The sequence below is a fragment of the Pseudomonas mosselii genome (genome assembly GCF_005796105.1).
Lineage (GTDB): Bacteria > Pseudomonadota > Gammaproteobacteria > Pseudomonadales > Pseudomonadaceae > Aquipseudomonas > Aquipseudomonas mosselii_C.
Genome location: NZ_VAUO01000008.1, coordinates 243,454 through 266,497, shown reverse-complemented (window position 1 = coordinate 266,497; position 23,044 = coordinate 243,454). Strand labels below are relative to the sequence as shown.

The 23,044-nt window shown below is 58.9% G+C and carries 22 protein-coding genes; 18 read left to right on the top strand and 4 right to left on the bottom strand.

Going from position 1 to position 23,044, the window contains the following annotated elements; translation table 11 throughout:
- Nucleotides 1-293: 293 nt before the first annotated feature.
- From gyrB to dnaA, 4 genes are read right to left on the bottom strand one after another with little or no spacing between them, the layout of a single operon-like run.
- Nucleotides 294-2,714, bottom strand: coding sequence for a DNA topoisomerase (ATP-hydrolyzing) subunit B (gyrB, locus tag FEM01_RS17805; protein ID WP_138220794.1), 2,421 nt, complete (start codon nt 2,712-2,714; stop codon nt 294-296).
- 4 nt (nt 2,715-2,718) lie between these two features.
- Nucleotides 2,719-3,822 (bottom strand): DNA replication/repair protein RecF, encoded by a 1,104-nt coding sequence (gene recF, locus FEM01_RS17800; RefSeq protein WP_138220793.1) that lies wholly within the window; start codon nt 3,820-3,822, stop codon nt 2,719-2,721.
- 15 nt (nt 3,823-3,837) lie between these two features.
- Complete coding sequence (gene dnaN / locus FEM01_RS17795) at nt 3,838-4,941, bottom strand: DNA polymerase III subunit beta (protein ID WP_138220792.1); 1,104 nt, start codon at nt 4,939-4,941, stop codon at nt 3,838-3,840.
- A gap of 40 nt (nt 4,942-4,981) precedes the next feature.
- Nucleotides 4,982-6,508 (bottom strand): chromosomal replication initiator protein DnaA, encoded by a 1,527-nt coding sequence (gene dnaA, locus FEM01_RS17790; RefSeq protein WP_138220791.1) that lies wholly within the window; start codon nt 6,506-6,508, stop codon nt 4,982-4,984.
- Between the two features lie 578 nt (nt 6,509-7,086).
- Here dnaA and rpmH point away from each other — a divergent pair.
- The 18 genes from rpmH (at nt 7,087) to FEM01_RS17700 (ending at nt 23,034) form a co-directional block, all read left to right on the top strand.
- Nucleotides 7,087-7,221 carry a 50S ribosomal protein L34 gene (gene rpmH, locus FEM01_RS17785; protein ID WP_003253163.1) on the top strand — a complete coding sequence of 45 codons (135 nt, stop codon included), beginning with the start codon at nt 7,087-7,089 and terminating at the stop codon, nt 7,219-7,221.
- Between the two features lie 13 nt (nt 7,222-7,234).
- A complete protein-coding gene (gene rnpA / locus FEM01_RS17780; protein WP_138220811.1) occupies nt 7,235-7,639 on the top strand; it encodes a ribonuclease P protein component in 405 nt (134 codons plus the stop codon).
- Nucleotides 7,632-7,877, top strand: coding sequence for a membrane protein insertion efficiency factor YidD (gene yidD / locus FEM01_RS17775; RefSeq protein ID WP_011536514.1), 246 nt, complete (start codon nt 7,632-7,634; stop codon nt 7,875-7,877). Before rnpA ends, yidD begins: the two co-directional genes overlap by 8 nt.
- 2 nt (nt 7,878-7,879) lie before the next feature.
- The gene (gene yidC / locus FEM01_RS17770) at nt 7,880-9,562 is read left to right on the top strand and encodes a membrane protein insertase YidC (protein ID WP_138220790.1); all 1,683 of its coding nucleotides are present in this window, start codon (nt 7,880-7,882) and stop codon (nt 9,560-9,562) included.
- A gap of 83 nt (nt 9,563-9,645) precedes the next feature.
- A complete protein-coding gene (gene mnmE, locus FEM01_RS17765) occupies nt 9,646-11,016 on the top strand; it encodes a tRNA uridine-5-carboxymethylaminomethyl(34) synthesis GTPase MnmE (RefSeq protein WP_138220789.1) in 1,371 nt (456 codons plus the stop codon).
- Between the two features lie 521 nt (nt 11,017-11,537).
- On the top strand, nt 11,538-13,430 hold the full coding sequence (mnmG, locus tag FEM01_RS17760) for a tRNA uridine-5-carboxymethylaminomethyl(34) synthesis enzyme MnmG (RefSeq protein ID WP_138220788.1): 1,893 nt from the start codon (nt 11,538-11,540) through the stop codon (nt 13,428-13,430).
- Nucleotides 13,427-14,077, top strand: a complete 651-nt coding sequence (gene rsmG, locus FEM01_RS17755; protein WP_138220787.1) for a 16S rRNA (guanine(527)-N(7))-methyltransferase RsmG — start codon at nt 13,427-13,429, stop codon at nt 14,075-14,077. The genes mnmG and rsmG overlap by 4 nt, the downstream gene beginning before the upstream one ends.
- An 18-nt stretch (nt 14,078-14,095) precedes the next feature.
- Entirely contained in the window at nt 14,096-14,887 is a 792-nt protein-coding gene (locus FEM01_RS17750; protein ID WP_138220786.1) for a ParA family protein, read from the top strand.
- 9 nt (nt 14,888-14,896) lie between these two features.
- On the top strand, nt 14,897-15,769 hold the full coding sequence (locus FEM01_RS17745) for a ParB/RepB/Spo0J family partition protein (RefSeq protein ID WP_138220785.1): 873 nt from the start codon (nt 14,897-14,899) through the stop codon (nt 15,767-15,769).
- Between the two features lie 149 nt (nt 15,770-15,918).
- Nucleotides 15,919-16,326 (top strand): F0F1 ATP synthase subunit I, encoded by a 408-nt coding sequence (locus tag FEM01_RS17740; RefSeq protein WP_138220784.1) that lies wholly within the window; start codon nt 15,919-15,921, stop codon nt 16,324-16,326.
- 16 nt (nt 16,327-16,342) lie between these two features.
- The gene (gene atpB / locus FEM01_RS17735) at nt 16,343-17,212 is read left to right on the top strand and encodes a F0F1 ATP synthase subunit A (RefSeq protein ID WP_138220783.1); all 870 of its coding nucleotides are present in this window, start codon (nt 16,343-16,345) and stop codon (nt 17,210-17,212) included.
- Between the two features lie 144 nt (nt 17,213-17,356).
- Complete coding sequence (gene atpE / locus FEM01_RS17730) at nt 17,357-17,614, top strand: F0F1 ATP synthase subunit C (RefSeq protein WP_003097235.1); 258 nt, start codon at nt 17,357-17,359, stop codon at nt 17,612-17,614.
- A gap of 57 nt (nt 17,615-17,671) precedes the next feature.
- The gene (locus tag FEM01_RS17725; protein WP_138220782.1) at nt 17,672-18,142 is read left to right on the top strand and encodes a F0F1 ATP synthase subunit B; all 471 of its coding nucleotides are present in this window, start codon (nt 17,672-17,674) and stop codon (nt 18,140-18,142) included.
- Nucleotides 18,143-18,154: 12 nt separating this feature from the next.
- Nucleotides 18,155-18,691 (top strand): F0F1 ATP synthase subunit delta, encoded by a 537-nt coding sequence (locus FEM01_RS17720; protein ID WP_138220781.1) that lies wholly within the window; start codon nt 18,155-18,157, stop codon nt 18,689-18,691.
- Between the two features lie 21 nt (nt 18,692-18,712).
- Entirely contained in the window at nt 18,713-20,257 is a 1,545-nt protein-coding gene (atpA, locus tag FEM01_RS17715; protein ID WP_138220780.1) for a F0F1 ATP synthase subunit alpha, read from the top strand.
- Nucleotides 20,258-20,305: 48 nt separating this feature from the next.
- A complete protein-coding gene (gene atpG, locus FEM01_RS17710; RefSeq protein WP_138220779.1) occupies nt 20,306-21,166 on the top strand; it encodes a F0F1 ATP synthase subunit gamma in 861 nt (286 codons plus the stop codon).
- 27 nt (nt 21,167-21,193) lie between these two features.
- The gene (atpD, locus tag FEM01_RS17705) at nt 21,194-22,570 is read left to right on the top strand and encodes a F0F1 ATP synthase subunit beta (RefSeq protein ID WP_138220778.1); all 1,377 of its coding nucleotides are present in this window, start codon (nt 21,194-21,196) and stop codon (nt 22,568-22,570) included.
- A gap of 44 nt (nt 22,571-22,614) precedes the next feature.
- The gene (locus tag FEM01_RS17700; RefSeq protein WP_054893003.1) at nt 22,615-23,034 is read left to right on the top strand and encodes a F0F1 ATP synthase subunit epsilon; all 420 of its coding nucleotides are present in this window, start codon (nt 22,615-22,617) and stop codon (nt 23,032-23,034) included.
- The last annotated feature ends 10 nt before the right edge of the window (nt 23,035-23,044 follow it).

The window sequence follows — 23,044 nt, the reverse complement described above, 5'->3', positions numbered from 1 at the left end:
GAACTCTCCCGTGATCCGCCAAGCCTTTGCGGTACCCTGCCAAGCAAGCTCACCTTGCATTGAAGGCTGAAAACGCTCAACCAGCGAAGCTGAACTATAGCGTCAGCGTGCCGGCGATCAAACTGATGCTCAGCAAGGAAACCGGTATGGTCTAGGTGATCATCGCAGTCATGGCCGGTGCGTCAGCGCCCAACTCTGGGCGAAAAGGGATCGAGATATGAGACGCGTTGTTCCACGTGGAACAAAAAAAAGGCCAACTGGTGAGGTTGGCCTTTCGCTGGTGCGGGGTTGAATCAGAAGTCCAGATTAGACACCGACAGCGCATTGCTCTCGATGAAGTCACGGCGTGGCTCGACCGCATCTCCCATCAAGGTGTTGAACAGCTGGTCAGCGGCGATGGCATCTTCGATGGTCACCTTCAACATACGGCGCACCGTCGGATCCATCGTGGTTTCCCACAACTGGTCCGGGTTCATCTCACCCAGTCCTTTATATCGTTGGATGGTGTGGCGCTTGGTGCTTTCGTTCATCAGCCAGTCCAGGCCTTCCTTGAACTCAGTGACAGCTTTGCGACGCTCGCCACGCTGCACATAGGCACCTTCACCCAGCAGGGTAGCGAGCTTGGCACCCACTACGACCACCGAACGGTAATCGTTACTACCGAAGAACTCGCGATTGAAGGTCACATAACTGGCCAAGCCATGCGAGGTAACTTCAACCTCCGGCAACCAGATATTGCGTTCTTTGTCTTCGCGCAGGCTAGTAGCGTAGGTCAGCCCGGACTTCTGGCTGCTGTTCAGGCGCTCCTGGAACTTGCTCAGCCAGGCCTGCATGGCGGCGTTATCGGCCAACTGCTCCTGGGTGACTTCCGGCAGATAGATGAAGTGCTCGGTGAGTTCTTGAGGGTACAAGCGCGACAGACGCTTGAGCGTCTTCATCACACTGCGGAACTCATTCACCAGGGCTTCGAGCTGTACGCCGGAAACCGGAGGCGCCGACTCGTCCAGATGCAGGCTGGCGTCTTCGAGGGCCGACTGGGTCATGTACTCTTCCATGGCCTCGTCGTCCTTGATGTACTGCTCCTGCTTACCTTTCTTCACCTTGTACAGTGGCGGCTGGGCAATATAGATGTAGCCGCGCTCGACCAGCTCCGGCAACTGACGGAAGAAGAATGTCAGCAGCAGGGTACGGATGTGCGAACCGTCGACGTCAGCATCGGTCATGATGATGATGTTGTGATAGCGCAGCTTGTCGATGTTGTACTCTTCGCGACCAATACCGCAGCCCAGCGCAGTGATCAGCGTGCCGACCTCCTGCGAAGAGATCATCTTGTCGAAGCGAGCTTTCTCGACGTTGAGAATCTTCCCCTTGAGCGGCAGGATGGCCTGGGTACGACGGTTACGACCTTGCTTGGCCGAGCCACCTGCGGAGTCACCCTCCACCAGGTACAGTTCGGAAAGCGCAGGATCTTTCTCCTGGCAGTCGGCCAATTTGCCTGGCAAACCGGCAATGTCCAAGGCGCCTTTGCGGCGGGTCATCTCACGGGCCTTGCGCGCGGCTTCACGGGCACGGGCAGCGTCGATCATCTTGCCGACCACCGCCTTGGCTTCGTTGGGGTTCTCCAACAGGAAGTCAGCGAAGTACTTGTTCATCTCCTGTTCCACGGCGGTCTTCACCTCCGAGGAAACCAGCTTGTCCTTGGTCTGCGAGCTGAACTTCGGATCGGGTACCTTGACCGAAATGATCGCGGTCAAACCTTCACGGGCGTCATCACCGGTAGTGGCGACCTTGTTCTTCTTGGCCAAGCCTTCCTGTTCGATGTAGCTGTTCAGGCTGCGGGTCAGCGAGGAACGGAAACCGACCAGGTGGGTACCACCGTCGCGCTGTGGAATGTTGTTGGTAAAGCACAGCAGGTTTTCGTTGAAGCTGTCGTTCCATTGCAGCGCGACTTCAACACCTACACCATCGTCACGCTGGACGTTGAAGTGGAAGACCTGAGAGTTGACCGGGGTCTTGTTGGTGTTCAGGTATTCGACGAAGGCACGCAGACCGCCTTCATACTTGAAGAACTCTTCCTTGCCGGAGCGCTCATCCTTAAGCAGGATGCCTACACCGGAGTTCAGGAACGACAGCTCGCGGATACGCTTGGCAAGGATGTCCCAGCTGAAGTGGATGTTCTTGAAGGTTTCAGCCGATGGCTTGAAGTGAATGTGGGTACCGGTGGTTTCACTGTCCCCCACAATCGCCATGGGCGCTTGTGGAACACCGTGGACGTAGGTCTGCTCCCAGATCTTGCCGCTGCGGCGAACGGTCAGTACCAACTGTTCGGACAGGGCGTTCACCACCGACACACCAACACCGTGCAGACCGCCAGACACCTTATAGGAGTTGTCGTCGAACTTACCGCCAGCGTGCAGCACGGTCATGATGACCTCGGCCGCCGATACGCCTTCTTCTTTATGCACGTCGACCGGAATCCCGCGGCCGTTGTCACGCACGCTGATGGATTCGTCCGGGTGGATGATGACAGTGATGTCATCGCAGTGACCGGCCAGGGCCTCGTCGATGGAGTTGTCGACCACCTCGAATACCATGTGGTGCAGGCCGCTGCCGTCATCGGTGTCGCCAATGTACATGCCGGGACGTTTGCGTACGGCATCCAGCCCTTTCAGCACCTTGATGCTGGAGGAGTCGTACGTTTGATTTTCGCTCATGCCTTCACTCCCGATGGTCGTGGGTCTGGGTGATACGGCCCTGTTCCACGTGGAACAAAGCGACTGGCGTTTCCGTTTGCCAGCCTTCCCTCAGAAATTCGTGGTCTACGCAGGTGATGAACACCTGGCAGTTCAATTCTTCAAGCAAGCGGCACAGGGCGCGGCGATGCTGTTCGTCCAACTCTGACGGCAAGTCATCCACCAGATAAATACACTGCCCGCGACGAACTTGGCTCACCAGATGCCCCTGGGCAATGCGCAATGCGCACACCACCAGCTTCTGCTGCCCTCGCGAGAGGATGTCAGCGGCGTTATTCGCACCCAGTCGCAGGCGCAGATCCGCGCGCTGTGGTCCGGCTTGGGTGTGACCCATCTGCTGGTCGCGAAGAAGAGAAGTCGCGAGGACTTCGTTGAGTTCCCGGTCCTTGTCCCAGCCGCGGTAATAGCTCAGGGTCAACCCATCCAGTTCGACCAGCTCGCTCAGGGTTCGCTCGAAGACAGGCTTCAAGGCCTTGATGTAGTTGCGACGGTATTCATCTATTTCCGCACTGGCGAGACATAACTCCCGATCCCAGGCGGCTTGCGAAACAGCGTCAAGTGTACCATGCCGCAGCCATGAGTTCCGCTGCCGCAGGGCCTTCTGCAGGCGTTGCCAGGTTGCCATGAAGCGGGGTTCCACGTGGAACACACCCCAATCGAGGAACTGTCGGCGTACCTTGGGCGCTCCTTCCAACAAGCGAAAACTGTCCGGGTTGATCAACTGCAAAGGCAGCATCTCGGCTAACTGAGCAGCACTGCGCGCATTCTGTCCGTCGATGCGGATAGTGAAATCGCCCTGGCGCTCCCGTGAAACACCTAGGTTGCTGGTGCCGCCTTCTGCCAGTTCGACTTGGCCAAACACGGTGCAAGTGGGCTGCTCGTACTGAATAACCGGGTTCAGCCGGGTACTGCGAAACGAACGCGCAAGACCCAACAGATGCACTGCTTCCAGCACACTGGTTTTGCCACTGCCGTTGGCGCCGTAAAGGATATTGATGCGGGGAGAGGGGGAGAGGGTCACCGGATGCAGGTTACGCACCGCGGTGACCGAAAGCCGTAGAAGGGACATTGGGCCTGCTACGGTTTACAGACGCATCGGCATGACGACGTAAGAGGAGTCATCATTGCCAGCTTCCTGGAGCAACGCGCTGCTGTTAGAGTCCGAGAGAATCAGGCGAACCTGCTCGGTGGTCATCACGCCCAGCACATCCAGCAGGTAACTGACGTTGAAACCGATCTCCAGAGAGCTGCCGTTGTAGTCGACGCTTATCTCTTCTTCTGCCTCTTCCTGCTCAGGGTTGTTGGCCTGGATCTTCAGCTGGCCAGCGGCCAGTTGCAGGCGGATACCACGGTACTTCTCGTTGGACAGGATCGCCGTACGGCTGAACGCTTCACGCAGCGCCTGACGATCGCCGATCACCAGCTTGTCGCCCCCCTTGGGCAGTACGCGCTCGTAGTCTGGGAACTTGCCGTCCACCAGCTTGGAGGTGAAGGTGAACTCACCCGTGGTGGCGCGAATGTGATGCTGGCCCAGTACGATGCTGACCATGCCTTCCGGGTCAGTCAGCAGACGCGCCAGCTCCAGGATACCCTTGCGTGGCACGATGACTTGATGACGATCAGCCTGAGCGATCGGTGCCTGCATCGCGCACAGCGCCAGGCGGTGGCCATCGGTGGCGACTGCGCGCAAGGTGTCGGTGGACACCTCCAGCAGCATGCCGTTGAGGTAGTAGCGCACATCCTGTTGGGCCATGGCGAAGCTGGTGCGTTCGATCAGACGACGCAGCTTGCTCTGCTCCAGGTTGCAGGTCAGAGAACCTGGGCCTTCTTCCACGGTCGGGAAATCATTGGCGGGCAGCGTAGACAGGGTGAAGCGGCTGCGCCCAGCCTTGACCAGCAGTTTCTGCTCATCGAGCTTGATGTCGATCAGCACATCGCTGGGCAGGCTCTTGCAGATGTCCATCAGCTTGCGCGCAGGCACGGTGATCTCGCCCGGCTCGGCGGGCTCTTCCAGTTGAACGCGGCCAACCAGTTCGACTTCCAGGTCGGTACCGGTCAACGACAACTGCTGGCCTTGCACGACCAGCAGGACGTTGGACAGGACCGGCAAGGTCTGGCGGCGCTCGACGACACCTGCGACCAGTTGCAGGGGTTTCAACAGGGCTTCGCGTTGAATGGTGAAATGCATGGTCTAGTCCCTTGCCTTCAATAAGCTGCGCAGACGGCCATCAGGTCGTCAGCGTACGCAGCAGGTTCTTGTAGTCCTCGCGGATGTCCGCGTCGGATTCCTTAAGTTCGTTGATCTTGCGGCAGGCGTGCAGCACGGTGGTGTGGTCGCGGCCACCGAACATGTCGCCGATTTCCGGCAGGCTGTGGTTGGTCAGCTCTTTGGACAATGCCATGGCCACCTGACGCGGGCGCGCTACCGAGCGCGAACGGCGCTTGGACAGCAGGTCGGCAATCTTGATCTTGTAGTACTCAGCCACCGTGCGCTGAATGTTATCCACACTGACCAGCTTGTCCTGCAATGCCAGCAAGTCCTTCAGCGACTCGCGAATCAGCTCGATGGTGATGTCGCGGCCCATGAAGTGCGAGTGCGCGATGACCCGCTTCAGGGCCCCTTCGAGTTCACGAACGTTCGAGCGAATACGCTGGGCGATGAAGAACGCGGCATCGTGGGGCAGCTCGACCTTGGCCTGGTCGGCCTTCTTCATCAGGATCGCCACACGGGTTTCCAGCTCCGGCGGCTCGACAGCCACGGTCAGGCCCCAGCCGAAGCGCGACTTCAGGCGCTCTTCCAGGCCTTCGATCTCCTTCGGATAGCGGTCGCTGGTCAAGATGACCTGCTGGCCCCCCTCAAGCAACGCGTTGAAGGTGTGGAAAAACTCTTCTTGGGAGCGTTCCTTGCGGGCGAAGAACTGGATGTCATCGATCAACAGCGCATCCACCGAGCGATAGAAGCGTTTGAACTCGTTGATGGCGTTGAGCTGCAACGCCTTGACCATGTCCGCGACGAAGCGCTCCGAATGCAGGTACACCACCTTGGCGTTCGGGTTCTTCTTCAGCAGATGGTTACCCACGGCATGCATCAAGTGGGTCTTACCCAGGCCGACACCGCCATACAGGAACAACGGGTTGTAGCCATGCTTGGGATTATCGGCGACCTGCCACGCAGCAGCACGCGCCAGCTGGTTGGACTTACCCTCGACAAAGGTTTCGAAAGTGAACGTGCGGTTCAGGTAGCTGGTGTGTTTGAGTGCACCTTCAACCTGCACCGTACGCTGCTCGGTTCGACCTGAAGCGGCTGGCGCCGGAGCGGTATCGCTCATGCTGTCGAAGCTGTCCCGGCTGGAGGGTTCTTCGGCCTCCATGACCCGCTCGGCCAGCGGGGCCGCAACCGGTTCGCTTGCTACGACAACCTGGGCGGTTTGCTGGACAGTGGCTTGGGCCAAGGATGCGGCGACTGCGGCGCTGACCGGTGCATTAGGGGCAGCGCGCGGTGCTGAACTGCGACGGCTACCTATTAATAAGGAGAGTGCAGGCGCGATGCCGTTGCCATGTTCACCCAACAGCTCGAGCAGACGGCCCAGGTACTTTTCATTGACCCAGTCGAGTACGAACCGATTAGGCGCGTAGACGCGCAACTCGTCGCCTTCGGCTTCGACCTGTAGCGGACGGATCCAGGTGTTGAATTGCTGGGCAGGCAGTTCATCGCGCAGAAGCTCCACGCACTGCTGCCAAAGTTCCACTGACACGGATATCCCCTGAGTTGAAAGCCGGATGAGGCAAAAACAAACCGCCATTGTACCGGGCGGCGGGTCAGTTATCCACATATCGGGCGGCGCACGGCGGTGTTGAATACGCCAAAAATAGACAGAAATGGCATTTGTACGTATGAATAAGCCCTGTGGATAACCGTACATGAGGGCTATGCACAACCCTGAGGTCAGACCTGTGGATAATTCGGCTGTGGATAAATAGCCTATCGATACACAGCTTTTCCGCATGCGCAGCACAGCGATCACACCTGTTACCGACAAGGTTTTGAATCTCTGTACATAGCGTAAATTAAGGGCTTAGCGTGGTTATCCACAGAAGGTTATCCACTTAAACTCTTTAAGATCTTCAGAAAAGCTTTTTATATGCCTCTTTCTTTTTTCATGTTGAGTATCGGTACGCATGTCAGCAAGCGAAACCTTGAATGGCTCGCTCAACGCTTACTCAAGGAAAGGCTGGTTGGAAATTGACCTATTGGCTTGCTTTCTCTAGAATCGCCGATCTCTTAAAAAGGGGGCCCTTCCGGCCCGTTGTCGACCAACCCAGGTAACACGCCATGAAACGTACTTTCCAACCAAGCACCATCAAGCGCGCCCGCACCCACGGTTTCCGTGCCCGTATGGCTACCAAGAACGGCCGTGCTGTTCTGTCGCGTCGTCGTGCCAAAGGCCGTAAGCGTCTGGCCATTTGATTTTTCGGCACAGGTGGTGAGTCAGGACTTCAGTCGGGAAAAGCGACTGCTTACACCCCGGCATTTCAAAGCGGTCTTCGACTCCCCAACCGGCAAGGTTCCAGGGAAAAACCTGCTTATCCTTGCCCGCGAGAACGGGCTCGATCATCCACGCCTTGGCCTGGTGATCGGCAAGAAGAGCGTCAAGCTCGCCGTTCAACGCAATCGCCTGAAACGCCTGATGCGCGACTCGTTCCGCCTGAACCAGCAATTGTTGGCGGGGCTGGATATCGTGATCGTTGCACGCAAGGGGTTGGGCGAAGTGGAAAACCCAGAATTGCACCAACACTTTGGCAAGCTCTGGAAGCGACTGGTCCGCAGTCGGCCCTCTCCAGCGGTCAATGCCGATCCTGCAGGGGTAGACAGTCACAATGCGTAAACTGGCCCTCGTTCCGATCCAGTTCTACCGTTACGCCATCAGTCCACTGATGGCCAGTCACTGTCGTTTCTATCCCAGCTGCTCCTGTTACGCATACGAAGCCATCGAAAACCATGGCTTGTTGCGTGGTGGGTGGCTGGCCGTTCGTCGCCTGGGGCGTTGTCATCCGTGGAACGACGGCGGTTTCGATCCCGTTCCTCCCGCTCCTTCCTCCCGAACTTCTTCGATAGCCGAGTAATCATGGATATTAAACGCACGATCCTGATCGTCGCCCTGGCAATCGTGTCCTACGTCATGGTCCTCAAGTGGAACCAGGACTATGGCCAGGCTGCCCTGCCGACTCAGAATACTGCTGCCAGCAATGCTGCCCCGGCTCTGCCGGACACCGTGCCGGCCGGCAATTCCGGCGCCAGCGCCGATGTGCCGAGCGCCAATGCTGAATCCAGCCCTGCGGAACTTGCACCGGTTGCGGTCAGCAAGGACCTCATCCGGGTCAAGACCGATGTCCTGGACTTGGCTATCGACCCGGTCGGCGGTGACATCGTCCAGCTGACCCTGCCCAAGTACCCGCGTCGTCAGGACCACCCTGAGATTCCGTTCCAGCTCTTCGATAATGGCGGCGAACGTGTCTACCTGGCGCAGTCCGGCCTGACCGGCAGCAACGGCCCGGATGCCCGCAGCAGCGGCCGTCCGCTTTATGCCGCCGATGCCCGTAGCTTCCAACTGGCCGATGGCCAGGACCAACTGGTCGTCGACCTGAAGTTCAGCGAAAACGGCGTCAACTACATCAAGCGCTTCAGCTTCAAGCGCGGTGAGTACGACCTGACCGTCACCTACCTGATCGACAACCAGAGTGCTCAGGCCTGGAACGGCAACCTGTTTGCCCAACTCAAGCGTGACGCCAGCTCCGATCCTTCGTCGAGCACTGCCACCGGCACCGCCACCTACCTCGGTGCAGCCCTGTGGACAGCTTCCGAGCCGTACAAGAAAGTGTCGATGAAAGACATGGACAAGGGCGGTTTGAAAGAAAATGTGTCTGGCGGTTGGGTCGCGTGGTTGCAGCACTACTTCGTGACCGCATGGATTCCGGCCAAGTCGGACAACAACGCCGTCATGACCCGCAAGGACAGCCAGGGCAACTACATCATCGGCTACACCGGCCCGGCGCTCAGCGTGCCTGCCGGCGGCAAGGCCGAAACCAGCGCCATGCTGTACGCAGGTCCAAAGATCCAGTCCAAGCTCAAGGAGTTGTCCCCAGGCCTGGAACTGACCGTCGACTACGGCTTCCTGTGGTTCATCGCCCAGCCGATCTTCTGGCTGCTGCAACATATCCACAGCCTGCTGGGCAACTGGGGCTGGTCGATCATTGTGCTGACCATGCTCATCAAGGGCCTGTTCTTCCCGCTGTCGGCTGCCAGCTATCGCTCGATGGCGCGCATGCGTGCGGTGGCGCCGAAGCTGGCTCAGCTCAAGGAACGTTTCGGTGACGATCGCCAGAAACTGTCCCAGGCGATGATGGAGCTGTACAAGAAAGAGAAGATCAACCCACTGGGCGGCTGCCTGCCGATCCTGGTACAGATGCCCGTGTTCCTGGCCCTGTACTGGGTACTGCTGGAAAGCGTCGAGATGCGCCAGGCCCCGTGGATGCTGTGGATCACCGACCTGTCGATCAAGGATCCGTTCTTCATCCTGCCGATCATCATGGGCGCGACCATGTTCATCCAGCAGCGCCTGAACCCGACGCCGCCGGATCCGATGCAGGCGAAGGTCATGAAAATGATGCCGATCATCTTCACCTTCTTCTTCCTGTGGTTCCCGGCCGGTCTGGTGCTGTACTGGGTTGTGAACAACTGCCTGTCGATTTCGCAGCAGTGGTTCATCACTCGCCGCATCGAAGCAGCCAAGAAAAACGCTGCTGCTTGACGGGCTACTCGACTAGCCTGTGAATAAAACGCCCCCTCGGGGGCGTTTTTGCTATCTGTCGTATCTGTTTAGAGGCTTTGATCATGAGCACTGTGCGTGAAACCATCGCCGCCATCGCCACCGCCCAGGGCCGCGGGGGGGTGGGTATCGTCCGTCTGTCGGGGCCGCTGGCCAGCCAAGCCGGGCAGGCCATCACCGGACGCAGCCTGACACCGCGATACGCGCATTACGGCCCGTTGCGCGACGCCGACGGCCTGGTGCTCGATGAAGGGATCGTACTGTTCTTCCCTGGGCCGAACTCGTTCACCGGCGAAGATGTGCTCGAGCTGCAGGGCCACGGCGGTCCGGTGGTGATGGACATGCTGTTGCAACGCTGTTTGCAGCTCGGTTGCAGGTTGGCCCGTCCGGGTGAGTTCAGCGAACGCGCGTTCCTCAACGACAAGCTCGACCTGGCCCAGGCCGAAGCTATCGCCGACCTCATCGAAGCCAGCTCCACCCAGGCTGCGCGCAATGCCTTGCGCTCGCTGCAGGGGGCCTTCTCCAAGCGTGTACACGGGCTGACCGAGGCGCTGATCGCACTGCGCATCTACGTGGAGGCTGCCATCGACTTCCCCGAGGAGGAGATCGACTTCCTCGCCGATGGCCATGTCCTGGGGATGCTCGATGGGGTGCGCGAAGAGTTGTCCACAGTCCAGCGTGAGGCCGGGCAGGGCGCCTTGCTGCGTGATGGCATGAGCGTGGTGATCGCCGGTCGTCCGAATGCTGGCAAATCCAGCCTGCTCAACCAGTTGGCTGGCCGAGAAGCGGCGATCGTAACCGACATCGCCGGCACCACGCGGGACATCCTGCGTGAACATATCCACATCGATGGCATGCCGCTGCATGTGGTCGACACGGCCGGTCTGCGCGATACCAACGACCATGTGGAAAAAATCGGCGTGCAAAGGGCGCTCAAGGCGATCAGCGAAGCTGATCGTGTGCTGTTGGTGGTGGACTCCACTGCACCGGAGGCCGGTGATCCGTTTGCTTTGTGGCCTGAGTTTCTCGACCAACGGCCAGATCCTGCCAAAGTCACGCTGATTCGCAACAAAGCTGACCTCAGCGGTGAATCGGTAGGCCTGGAGCAGAACGACGATGGTCACGTCACCCTCACCCTCAGTGCGCAGAACAGCGACATGGGCCTGGACCTGCTACGCGATCACCTCAAGGCCTGCATGGGCTATGAACAAACCGCGGAAAGCAGCTTCAGCGCCCGGCGCCGGCATCTTGAGGCGTTACGTCTGGCCAGTGATCACCTGGAGCATGGCAGGGCACAACTGACCTTGGCCGGTGCCGGAGAGCTGTTGGCTGAGGATCTGCGTCAGGCTCAGCAAGCGCTTGGCGAAATTACCGGCGCATTCAGCTCGGACGACCTGCTTGGCCGGATTTTCTCGAGCTTCTGCATCGGCAAGTAGCACGCCTGGCAATTCCAGAAACCGCGCCAGCATGGCGCGGTTTTTTTTCGTCTGTGGAAAACCCAAACCGATACACAGGGCGCCTGCATGCCTGCGAGATCAAAATTCATTTCATCAACAGGAGGCAAATCAAGCTCGGGAGGTCTGTGGAAAACTCGCCCTCAGCTACGTTGATAACAGCGATTTTTTGCTGAGGAAAAACCTGCCTGTGGGTAAGCACTACTTTAATCCACAGGTTAAACGCCGTTATCCAGAGCCCTCAAGCCCCTTAGAGCACAGGGTTATGAATCCATGCAGGGTACATGAATACTGGGCTACACCTAGTTATCCACATGTGGATAGCCGCCTAAGAATAAACATAAAAACAAAGCTTTTATAAATTTTTCTCTTTTGTTTACTTTTGTTCGCCGCTCATCCACAGGCTGGTCAAATTTTGCTCAAAAGGTTTCTTTGAGAGGGGGTAAGTCCCTATACTTGTCCGCTTACCTTCTCTATTCGCAAAAACAGGCACGAGGTGCGTGGTGGATTTCCCTTCCCGTTTTGAAGTGATCGTCATCGGCGGCGGCCATGCCGGTACCGAGGCTGCGCTTGCGTCTGCACGCATGGGGGTTAAAACCCTGCTGCTGACCCATAACGTGGAAACCCTCGGTCACATGAGCTGCAACCCGGCCATCGGTGGCATCGGCAAGAGCCATCTGGTCAAGGAAATCGATGCGCTCGGCGGCGCCATGGCGTTGGCCACCGACAAGAGCGGTATCCAATTCCGTATCCTGAACAACCGTAAAGGGCCGGCCGTGCGCGCCACCCGTGCTCAGGCCGACCGCGCCATCTACAAGGCGGTGGTGCGCGAGATCCTGGAAAACCAGCCGAACCTGTGGATATTCCAGCAGTCCTGCGATGACCTGATCGTCGAGCAGGATCAGGTCAAAGGCGTTGTCACCCAGATGGGCCTGCGCTTCTTCGCCGATTCGGTGGTACTCACCAGCGGTACGTTCCTGGGCGGGCTTATCCACATCGGCCTGCAGAATTACTCCGGCGGTCGTGCCGGTGATCCTCCCGCCAATGCCTTGGCCAACCGCATGCGTGAACTACCGCTGCGCGTCGGCCGTTTGAAAACCGGTACCCCACCGCGCATCGATGGCCGCTCGGTAGATTTCTCGGTCATGTCCGAACAGCCCGGCGATACCCCGATCCCGGTGATGTCGTTCATGGGCAATGCGCAAATGCACCCGCGTCAGGTGAGCTGCTGGATAACTCACACCAACGCGCGCACGCACGAGATCATCGCGTCGAACCTGGATCGCTCGCCGATGTACTCCGGGGTGATCGAAGGCGTCGGTCCGCGTTACTGCCCGTCGATCGAAGACAAGATCCACCGCTTCGCCGACAAGGAAAGCCATCAGGTGTTCATCGAGCCGGAAGGCCTGACCACCCATGAGCTGTATCCCAATGGCATCTCCACTTCGCTGCCATTCGATGTGCAGTTGCAGATCGTCCGTTCGATCCGAGGCATGGAGAATGCGCATATCGTGCGTCCCGGCTACGCCATCGAATACGACTACTTCGACCCACGTGACCTGAAGTACAGCCTCGAAACCAAAGTCATCGCCGGCCTGTTCTTCGCCGGCCAGATCAACGGCACCACCGGCTACGAAGAAGCCGGTGCCCAGGGCCTGTTGGCCGGGACCAACGCTGCGCTGCGCGCGCAGGGTCGGGAAAGCTGGTGCCCACGCCGCGACGAGGCGTACATCGGTGTGCTGGTGGACGACTTGATCACCCTGGGTACCCAGGAGCCGTACCGCATGTTCACCTCGCGTGCCGAATACCGACTGATCCTGCGCGAAGACAACGCCGACCTGCGCCTGACCGAGAAAGGCCGCGAACTGGGCCTGATCGACGACGCGCGTTGGGCGGCCTTCTGCGCCAAGCGCGAAGGGATCGAGCGCGAAGAGCAGCGCCTGAAGAGCACTTGGGTACGCCCGGGCACCGATCTGGGACAAGCCATTGTGGATAAGTTCGGCACACCACTGGCCCACGAATACAGCCTGCTCAACCTGCTGGCCCGCCCGGAAATCGACTACGCAGGGCTGGTCGAGGCGACCGGCGCTGCGCAGGTCGATCCACAGGTCGCCGAGCAGGTCGAGATCAAGACCAAGTACGCCGGTTACATCGACCGTCAGCAGGAAGAGATTGCCCGCCTGCGTGCCAGCGAAGACACACGCCTGCCTGTGGATATCGACTACACCACGATCTCCGGCCTGTCCAAGGAGATCCAAGGCAAGCTCGAACAGACCCGCCCTGAAACACTGGGCCAGGCGTCGCGTATTCCCGGCGTAACCCCTGCGGCGATTTCGTTGTTGCTGATTCACTTGAAAAAACGCGGCGCAGGCCGCGAATTGGAGCAAAGCGCTTGAGTTCCCTGGTCACCCCGCAACACGCTGAAGAGTTGTCCACAGGTGCGCGCCAGCTCGGTGTCGAGCTGAGCGCGCAGCAGCACGCGCTGCTGCTGGGCTACCTGGCCCTGTTGATCAAATGGAACAAGGCTTACAACCTCACCGCCGTGCGCGATCCTGACGAGATGGTCTCGCGGCATTTGCTCGACAGCCTCAGCGTCATGCCGTTTATCCACAGCGACACTCAGCGTTGGCTGGATGTCGGCAGTGGCGGCGGCATGCCGGGTATTCCCCTGGCAATCCTGCACCCGCACAAACAGGTCACGGTGCTCGACAGCAATGGCAAGAAAACCCGCTTCCTCACGCAAGTGAAGATGGAACTGAAACTGGATAACCTCACGGTTATCCACAGTCGCGTCGAAGAGGTACAGCCCGAGCAGCCGTTTTGCGGAATCATTTCGCGTGCCTTCAGCAGCATGGAGAATTTCACCAACTGGACCCGCCACCTGGGTGACGCCCGCACGCAATGGCTTGCAATGAAGGGGCTGCATCCTGCCGACGAACTGGTAGCATTGCCCGCAGACTTCACAGTGGAAAGCGAGCAGGCCCTGACCGTTCCAGGTTGCCAGGGCCAGCGCCATCTGCTGATACTGCGCCGCAAGGCATGACTGGGAACACACGCAACAATGGCTAAGGTATTCGCAATCGCGAACCAGAAAGGTGGTGTAGGCAAGACCACCACCTGTATCAATCTCGCCGCATCGCTGGCCGCGACCAAGCGTCGCGTGCTGCTGATCGACCTCGATCCACAGGGCAACGCCACCATGGGTAGCGGTGTGGATAAACATGAGCTCGAGCATTCGGTGTACGACCTGCTTATCGGGGAATGCGACCTGGCCCAGGCCATGCAGTACTCCGAGCACGGCCATTTCCAGCTGCTGCCGGCCAACCGCGACCTGACGGCGGCCGAAGTGGTGCTGCTGGAAATGCAAATGAAGGAGAGCCGCCTGCGCAATGCTCTGGCGCCGATCCGCGACAACTACGACTACATCCTCATCGACTGTCCACCGTCGCTGTCGATGCTCACCCTCAACGCTTTGGTCGCATCCGACGGCGTGATCATCCCGATGCAGTGCGAGTACTACGCACTTGAAGGGTTGAGCGACCTTGTGGATAACATCAAGCGCATCGCAGCCCGGCTGAACCCGGAGTTGAAGATCGAAGGCCTGCTGCGGACCATGTACGACCCGCGCCTGAGCCTGAACAACGATGTTTCGGCACAGCTCAAGGAGCACTTCGGCGACCAGCTTTACGATACGGTCATCCCGCGCAACATTCGCCTGGCTGAGGCGCCAAGCTTCGGCATGCCGGCCCTGGCCTATGACAAGCAGTCGCGTGGCGCACTGGCGTATCTAGCCCTGGCCGGGGAACTGGTGCGTCGCCAGCGCCGCCCATCACGCACTGCACAAACAACTTAAGGAATCCGCATGGCCATCAAGAAACGCGGTCTCGGACGTGGGTTGGATGCTCTGCTCAGTGGTCCTTCCGTCAGCACTCTCGAAGCGCAGGCGGTCAAGATCGACCAGAAAGAACTGCAACAACTGCCGGTCGAGCTGATCCAGCGCGGCAAGTATCAACCACGTCGCGACATGGATCCACAGGCGCTCGAAGAGCTGGCTCACTCGATCCGCAGCCACGGCGTCATGCAGCCGATCGTGGTCCGCCCGATTGGCGACAACCGTTACGAGATCATCGCGGGTGAACGTCGCTGGCGCGCGACCCAGCAGGCCGGGCTGGACAGCATCCCGGCGATGGTTCGCGAAGTGCCCGATGAAGCAGCCATCGCGATGGCGCTGATCGAGAACATCCAGCGCGAGGACCTCAACCCACTCGAGGAAGCCCTCGCCCTGCAGCGCTTGCAACAGGAGTTCGAGCTGACCCAGCAGCAAGTGGCCGATGCCGTGGGCAAGTCGCGGGTGACCGTGGCCAACCTGCTGCGTCTGATCACGCTGCCCGAGGCGATCAAGACCATGCTCGCCCACGGCGATCTGGAGATGGGTCACGCACGTGCCTTGCTCGGCCTGGAGGAGGATCGCCAGGAAGAGGGGGCGCGTCATGTTGTCGCACGTGGGCTTACCGTGCGCCAAACTGAGGCACTGGTGCGCCAGTGGCTGAGTGGCAAACCTGAGCCGGTCGAGCCGAGCAAAACTGATCCGGATATCGCACGCCTCGAACAGCGTCTGGCAGAGCGCCTGGGCTCTGCGGTGCAAATCCGCCATGGCAACAAGGGTAAAGGCCAGCTGGTCATTCGCTACAACTCGCTGGACGAGTTACAGGGCGTGCTCGCTCACATCCGCTGAAACAATTCCCGTTGTAGCGCGCAGTCGGAAATCACTACCCAATAGTTGAATAGGGGTTAATCCACCCCTATACTCTGCGCGCATTTTGTCGGCACAAATTATGCCAAGTCGTTACTGACTAGGCGGTCGACTTTCGAGGAGCAGTTTTGATGGAAATACGCACGCCAAACCGCCTGCCTTTCCATCGCTGGGCGGTTTTTCCGGTACTGCTGGCTCAATTTGTCGTCCTGCTGCTGGCAACGTTGGTGTTGTGGCAGTGGAAAGGGGCGGTCATTGGATATTCAGGCCTCTGTGGAGGGCTGATCGCCTGGCTACCCAACGTGTATTTCGCCTGGAAGGCTTTTCGCTTCAGCGGAGCCCGGGCGGCGCAGGCCATCGTCAAGTCGTTCTACGCAGGCGAGGCAGGCAAGATGATTTTGACGGCAGTGCTGTTTGCACTGACCTTTGCAGGAGTGAAGCCATTGGCGCCGTTGGCAGTATTCGGCGTCTTCGTGCTGACCCTTTTGGTCAGCTGGTTCGCGCCCCTGCTGATGAATAAAAGACTTTCGAGACCTTAGGGCGTTTGAGGCAACCATGGCAGCAGAAACCGCTTCGGGCTATATCCAGCACCACTTGCAGAACCTGACCTACGGTCAACTACCAGACGGCAGCTGGGGCTTGGCCCATTCGGCTGCAGAAGCCAAGGCAATGGGCTTCTGGGCGTTCCACCTGGACACCCTGGGCTGGTCCGTTGCGATGGGTCTGATCTTCCTGTTCATCTTCCGCATGGTGGCCAAGAAGGCTACCTCCGGGCAGCCTGGCGCCCTGCAGAACTTCGTCGAAGTGCTGGTGGACTTCGTCCATGGCAGCGTGAAGGACTCCTTCCACGGCCGCAGCGCGGTGATCGCCCCGCTGGCGCTGACCATCTTCGCCTGGGTGTTCCTGATGAACGCCATCGACCTGGTACCGGTCGACTGGTTGCCGTGGGCTGCACAGAAGCTGTCGGGCAATGAGCACATCTTCTTCCGTGCCGTGCCGACCACTGATCCGAACGCGACCTTGGGCATGGCCCTGAGCGTGTTCGCACTGATCATCTTCTACAGCATCAAGATCAAGGGCCTCGGCGGCTTCATCGGCGAACTGACCCTGCACCCGTTTGGTAGCAAGAACCTGTTCGTTCAGGCGCTGCTGATCCCGGTGAACTTCCTGCTGGAATTCGTCACCCTGATCGCCAAGCCAATCTCCCTGGCACTGCGTCTGTTCGGCAACATGTATGCCGGCGAGCTGGTGTTCATCCTGATTGCCGTGATGTTCGGCGCCGGCATCCTGTGGCTCAGCGGCCTGGGTGTGGTGCTGCAGTGGGCGTGGGCGGTGTTCCACATCCTGATCATCACCCTGCAAGCCTTCATCTTCATGATGCTTACCATCGTCTACCTGTCGATGGCTCATGAAGATAACCATTAAGACCGCCTGGCGTGTCTGATAGCCTTCCCGCCAGTTGCGGGGGAAGGCTTTATAAAGTCCGCAAGGGCAAGCTGTACCAAACGATTTGTTTTACCGCTTCAAACTAAAAACCTAACCAATACGACGTAAAAGTCGGGAGGAAAGATGGAAACTGTAGTTGGTCTGACCGCTATCGCTGTTGCTCTGCTGATCGGCCTGGGTGCTCTGGGTACCGCCATTGGTTTCGGCCTGCTGGGCGGCAAGTTCCTGGAAGGCGCTGCTCGTCAGCCAGAAATGGTTCCGATGCTGCAGGTCAAAATGTTCATCGTTGCCGGTCTGCTCGACGCCGTAACCATGATCGGTGTTGGTATTGCTCTGTTCTTCACCTTCGCGAATCCCTTCGTTGGTCAGATCGCCGGCTAATCACTCGTTTCTACGAGTTGATTGGTGTGATGGACAAAGACCGAGCGAGGTGTTGGCGTGAACATTAATGCAACCCTGATTGGCCAAACCGTTGCTTTCGCTATTTTTGTGTTCTTCTGCATGAAGTATGTATGGCCTCCGGTCATCACTGCTCTGCAAGAGCGCCAAAAGAAGATTGCCGACGGCTTGGACGCTGCCAACCGCGCAGCTCGCGACCTGGAGCTGGCCCAAGAGAAAGCGGGTCAGCAACTGCGTGAAGCGAAGGCACAGGCAGCCGAAATCATTGAGCAAAGCAAGAAACGCGCTGCTCAGCTTGTCGAGGAAGCCCGTGAACAGGCTCGCGTCGAAGCTGACCGTGTGAAGGCTCAGGCTCAAGCCGAGATCGAACAGGAAATTAACAGCGTCAAAGACGCCCTGCGTGCCCAAGTGGGTGCCCTGGCCGTTGGCGGTGCTGAAAAGATCCTTGGCGCCACAATCGATCAAAACGCGCATGCGGAGCTGGTTAACAAACTGGCCGCTGAAATTTAAGCGAGGGCGATCATGGCAGAACTGACCACGTTGGCCCGACCTTACGCTAAGGCTGCCTTTGAGCATGCCCAGGCCCATCAGCAACTGGCCAATTGGTCAGCCATGCTCGGCCTGGCTGCTGCGGTGTCGCAAGACGGCACCATGCAGCGCCTGCTCAAGGCCCCGCAACTGACTAGCGCAGACAAGGCCGCCGCATTCATTGAAGTGTGCGGTGACAAGTTCGACGCTCAGGCACAGAATTTCATTCATGTTGCCGCGGAAAACGACCGTCTCCTGCTTCTGCCGGAGATTGCCGCTCTGTTCGACCTGTACAAGGCCGAGCAAGAGAAATCCGTGGACGTGGAAGTCACCAGTGCTTTTGCGTTGAACCAAGAACAGCAAGACAAACTCGCCAAGGTTCTCAGTGCACGGCTCAGCCGGGAAGTGCGCCTGCACGCGTCGGAGGATGCCAGCCTGATCGGCGGCGTCGTCATCCGCGCCGGCGACCTGGTAATCGATGGCTCGGTTCGCGGCAAAATCGCGAAACTGGCCGAAGCATTGAAATCTTGAGTTTGAAGGGGCAGCAGAGCAATGCAGCAACTCAATCCTTCCGAAATTAGTGAAATCATCAAGGGTCGCATCGAGAAACTCGATGTCGGCTCCCAAGCCCGCAACGAAGGTACCGTCGTAAGCGTTTCCGACGGTATCGTGCGGATCCACGGTCTGGCCGACGTCATGTACGGCGAAATGATCGAGTTCCCGGGCGGCGTCTACGGTATGGCACTGAACCTGGAGCAAGACTCCGTGGGTGCAGTTGTCCTGGGTGCCTACACCACCCTGGCCGAAGGCATGAGCGCCAAGTGCACCGGTCGTATCCTGGAAGTTCCAGTCGGCAAAGGCCTGCTGGGCCGCGTCGTCGACGCTCTGGGTAACCCGATCGATGGCAAGGGTCCTCTGGCCACTACCGAAACCGACGCGGTCGAAAAGGTCGCTCCGGGCGTCATCTGGCGTAAATCGGTAGACCAGCCTGTACAGACTGGCTACAAGTCGGTCGACGCCATGATTCCGGTTGGCCGTGGCCAGCGCGAGCTGATCATCGGTGACCGTCAGATCGGTAAGACCGCCATGGCGGTCGACGCGATCATCAACCAGAAAAACAGCGGCATCTTCTGCGTATACGTGGCCGTTGGCCAGAAGCAGTCGACCATCGCCAACGTTGTTCGCAAGCTGGAAGAAGCCGGCGCCCTGGCCAACACCATCGTGGTTGCCGCCAGCGCCTCGGAATCCGCCGCACTGCAGTTCCTGGCCCCGTACGCCGGCTGCACCATGGGCGAGTTCTTCCGTGACCGCGGTGAAGACGCACTGATCGTTTACGACGACCTGTCCAAGCAGGCTGTTGCCTACCGTCAGATCTCCCTGCTGCTGCGCCGTCCACCAGGACGCGAAGCGTACCCAGGCGACGTGTTCTATCTCCACTCCCGTCTGCTGGAGCGTGCATCGCGCGTTTCGGAAGAGTACGTCGAGAAGTTCACCAACGGTGCTGTTACCGGCAAGACTGGCTCGCTGACCGCGCTGCCGATCATCGAAACCCAGGCTGGCGACGTTTCTGCGTTCGTTCCGACCAACGTGATCTCGATCACCGACGGTCAGATCTTCCTGGAATCGGCCATGTTCAACTCGGGTATCCGTCCTGCAGTGAACGCCGGTGTTTCGGTATCCCGCGTTGGTGGTGCCGCTCAGACCAAGATCATCAAGAAGCTGTCCGGTGGTATTCGTACCGCTCTGGCTCAGTACCGTGAACTGGCTGCATTCGCCCAGTTCGCTTCCGATCTGGACGAAGCGACCCGCAAGCAGCTGGAGCATGGTCAGCGCGTTACCGAGCTGATGAAGCAGAAGCAGTACGCGCCAATGTCGATCGCTGACATGGCCCTGTCGCTGTACGCCGCTGAGCGTGGTTTCCTGACTGACGTAGAAGTCTCCAAGGTCGGCAGCTTCGAGCAAGCGCTGATCGCCTTCTTCAACCGTGATCACGCCGAACTGATGGCCAAGATCAACGTGAAGGGTGACTTCAACGACGAAATCGACGCTGGCATGAAAGCCGGTATCGAGAAGTTCAAGGCCACCCAGACCTGGTAAGCCGCAGCGGGGGCTGCGGCCCCCGCTTGCTAACCTGATAGGTGATACATGGCAGGCGCAAAAGAGATTCGCAGTAAGATTGCGAGCATCAAAAGCACGCAAAAAATTACCAGCGCCATGGAGAAAGTGGCGGTCAGCAAAATGCGCAAGGCACAACTGCGCATGGCTGCTAGCCGTCCTTACGCGGAGCGTATCCGCCAGGTGATCGGTCATCTGGCCAACGCCAACCCGGAATACCGCCACCCGTTCATGATCGAGCGCCCTGTAAAGCGCGCCGGTTATATCGTGGTGACGAGTGACCGTGGTCTGTGCGGTGGCTTGAACACCAACCTGTTCAAGGCCCTGGTCAAGGACATGAACGAAAACCGCGAACAGGGCGTGGAAATCGACCTGTGCGTGATCGGCAGCAAGGGTGCGACTTTCTTCCGCATCTTTGGCGGCAACGTCGTAGCCGCGATCAGCCACCTGGGCGAAGAGCCATCGATCAACGACTTGATCGGCTCCGTCAAAGTGATGCTGGACGCCTACCTGGACGGCCGTATCGATCGCCTCTCGGTGGTTTCGAACAAGTTCATCAACACCATGACCCAAAAACCGACGGTAGAGCAGTTGGTACCGTTGGTGGCAACCCCGGATCAGGAACTCAAGCACCACTGGGACTACCTGTACGAACCCGACGCAAAAGAGCTGCTGGACGGCTTGATGGTGCGTTACGTGGAGTCGCAGGTTTACCAGGCGGTGGTCGAGAACAACGCTGCTGAACAAGCAGCCCGGATGATCGCCATGAAGAACGCCACAGACAACGCCGGTGACCTGATCAGCGAACTCCAGCTGATCTACAACAAGGCGCGTCAGGCTGCGATCACCCAGGAGATCTCGGAAATCGTCGGCGGCGCTGCCGCGGTTTAACGGTTCAAATATTCAGAGGATCCAGCTATGAGTAGCGGACGTATCGTTCAAATCATCGGCGCCGTCATCGACGTGGAATTCCCACGTGACGTCGTGCCGAGTGTTTACAACGCGCTGAAAGTTCAAGGCGCGGAAACCACTCTCGAAGTTCAGCAGCAGCTGGGCGACGGCGTGGTTCGTACCATTGCGATGGGCTCGACCGAAGGTCTGAAGCGCGGTCTGGACGTTGTCGACACGGGCGCGGCCATCTCCGTTCCAGTCGGTAAGGCCACTCTGGGCCGTATCATGGACGTTCTGGGCAACCCAATCGACGAAGCCGGTCCGATCGGTGAAGAAGAGCGTCGTGGTATCCACCGCGCTGCCCCTTCGTTCGCTGACCAGGCAGGCGGCAACGACCTGCTGGAAACTGGCATCAAGGTTATCGACCTGGTCTGCCCGTTCGCCAAGGGCGGTAAGGTCGGTCTGTTCGGTGGTGCCGGTGTCGGCAAGACCGTTAACATGATGGAACTGATCCGTAACATCGCCATCGAGCACAGCGGTTACTCCGTGTTCGCCGGTGTGGGTGAGCGTACTCGTGAGGGTAACGACTTCTACCACGAGATGAAGGACTCCAACGTTCTCGACAAAGTAGCGCTGGTCTACGGTCAGATGAACGAGCCACCAGGAAACCGTCTGCGCGTAGCGCTGACCGGCCTGACCATGGCTGAGAAGTTCCGTGACGAAGGTAACGACGTTCTGCTGTTCGTCGACAACATCTATCGTTACACCCTGGCCGGTACCGAAGTATCCGCACTGCTGGGCCGTATGCCTTCGGCAGTAGGCTACCAGCCGACCCTGGCTGAAGAGATGGGCGTTCTGCAAGAGCGCATCACCTCCACCAAGGAAGGTTCGATCACCTCGATCCAGGCCGTATACGTACCTGCGGACGACCTGACCGACCCGTCGCCAGCCACCACCTTCGCCCACTTGGACGCCACCGTCGTTCTGTCCCGTGACATCGCATCCCTGGGTATCTACCCAGCGGTCGATCCACTGGACTCGACTTCCCGTCAGCTGGACCCGAACGTGATCGGTACCGAGCACTACGAAACTGCCCGTCAGGTTCAGTATGTTCTGCAGCGCTACAAAGAGCTGAAGGACATCATCGCGATCCTGGGTATGGACGAGCTGTCCGAGACCGACAAGCAACTGGTTGCCCGCGCTCGTAAGATCCAGCGCTTCCTGTCGCAGCCGTTCTTCGTGGCCGAAGTCTTCACCGGTTCGCCAGGCAAGTACGTTTCGCTCAAGGACACCATCGCTGGCTTCAGCGGCATCCTCAAAGGTGACTACGACCACCTGCCAGAACAAGCGTTCTACATGGTCGGCGGCATCGACGAAGCGATCGAGAAAGCCAAGAAACTGTAATCCCGGCGCCCCGCAAGGGGCGCTAATCAGGTTGAGGCAAGCAGATGGCTATGACAGTCCATTGCGACATCGTCAGCGCAGAAGGAGAGATCTTCTCCGGCCTGGTCGAGATGGTAGTAGCGCACGGCAACCTGGGCGATCTGGGTATCGCTCCAGGCCATGCGCCGCTGATCACCAATCTCAAGCCTGGTCCGATCACGCTGACCAAGCAGGGTGGCACTCAAGAGGTGTTCTACATCTCCGGTGGCTTCCTCGAAGTGCAGCCAAACATGGTCAAGGTTCTTGCCGACACCGTGCAGCGTGCTGCCGACCTGGACGAAGCTCAGGCTCAGGAAGCCCTCAAGGCTGCCGAGAACGCGCTGAACACTAAAGGCTCGGACTTCGACTACGGCGCTGCCGCCGCACGTCTGGCCGAGGCTGCAGCTCAGCTGCGTACTGTCCAGCAATTGCGCAAAGGCAAGTAATCTGGCTTTG

Excerpts from the sequence above, each read along its gene's own strand:
- gyrB (WP_138220794.1), bottom strand. The coding sequence starts at position 2,714 with ATGAGCGAAAATCAAACGTACGACTCCTCCAGCATCAAGGTGCTGAAA.
- recF (WP_138220793.1), bottom strand. The coding sequence starts at position 3,822 with ATGTCCCTTCTACGGCTTTCGGTCACCGCGGTGCGTAACCTGCATCCG.
- dnaN (WP_138220792.1), bottom strand. The coding sequence starts at position 4,941 with ATGCATTTCACCATTCAACGCGAAGCCCTGTTGAAACCCCTGCAACTG.
- rpmH (WP_003253163.1), top strand. The coding sequence starts at position 7,087 with ATGAAACGTACTTTCCAACCAAGCACCATCAAGCGCGCCCGCACCCAC.
- yidD (WP_011536514.1), top strand. The coding sequence starts at position 7,632 with ATGCGTAAACTGGCCCTCGTTCCGATCCAGTTCTACCGTTACGCCATC.
- yidC (WP_138220790.1), top strand. The coding sequence starts at position 7,880 with ATGGATATTAAACGCACGATCCTGATCGTCGCCCTGGCAATCGTGTCC.
- mnmE (WP_138220789.1), top strand. The coding sequence starts at position 9,646 with ATGAGCACTGTGCGTGAAACCATCGCCGCCATCGCCACCGCCCAGGGC.
- FEM01_RS17750 (WP_138220786.1), top strand. The coding sequence starts at position 14,096 with ATGGCTAAGGTATTCGCAATCGCGAACCAGAAAGGTGGTGTAGGCAAG.
- FEM01_RS17745 (WP_138220785.1), top strand. The coding sequence starts at position 14,897 with ATGGCCATCAAGAAACGCGGTCTCGGACGTGGGTTGGATGCTCTGCTC.
- FEM01_RS17740 (WP_138220784.1), top strand. The coding sequence starts at position 15,919 with ATGGAAATACGCACGCCAAACCGCCTGCCTTTCCATCGCTGGGCGGTT.
- atpB (WP_138220783.1), top strand. The coding sequence starts at position 16,343 with ATGGCAGCAGAAACCGCTTCGGGCTATATCCAGCACCACTTGCAGAAC.
- atpE (WP_003097235.1), top strand. The coding sequence starts at position 17,357 with ATGGAAACTGTAGTTGGTCTGACCGCTATCGCTGTTGCTCTGCTGATC.
- FEM01_RS17720 (WP_138220781.1), top strand. The coding sequence starts at position 18,155 with ATGGCAGAACTGACCACGTTGGCCCGACCTTACGCTAAGGCTGCCTTT.
- atpA (WP_138220780.1), top strand. The coding sequence starts at position 18,713 with ATGCAGCAACTCAATCCTTCCGAAATTAGTGAAATCATCAAGGGTCGC.
- atpG (WP_138220779.1), top strand. The coding sequence starts at position 20,306 with ATGGCAGGCGCAAAAGAGATTCGCAGTAAGATTGCGAGCATCAAAAGC.
- atpD (WP_138220778.1), top strand. The coding sequence starts at position 21,194 with ATGAGTAGCGGACGTATCGTTCAAATCATCGGCGCCGTCATCGACGTG.
- FEM01_RS17700 (WP_054893003.1), top strand. The coding sequence starts at position 22,615 with ATGGCTATGACAGTCCATTGCGACATCGTCAGCGCAGAAGGAGAGATC.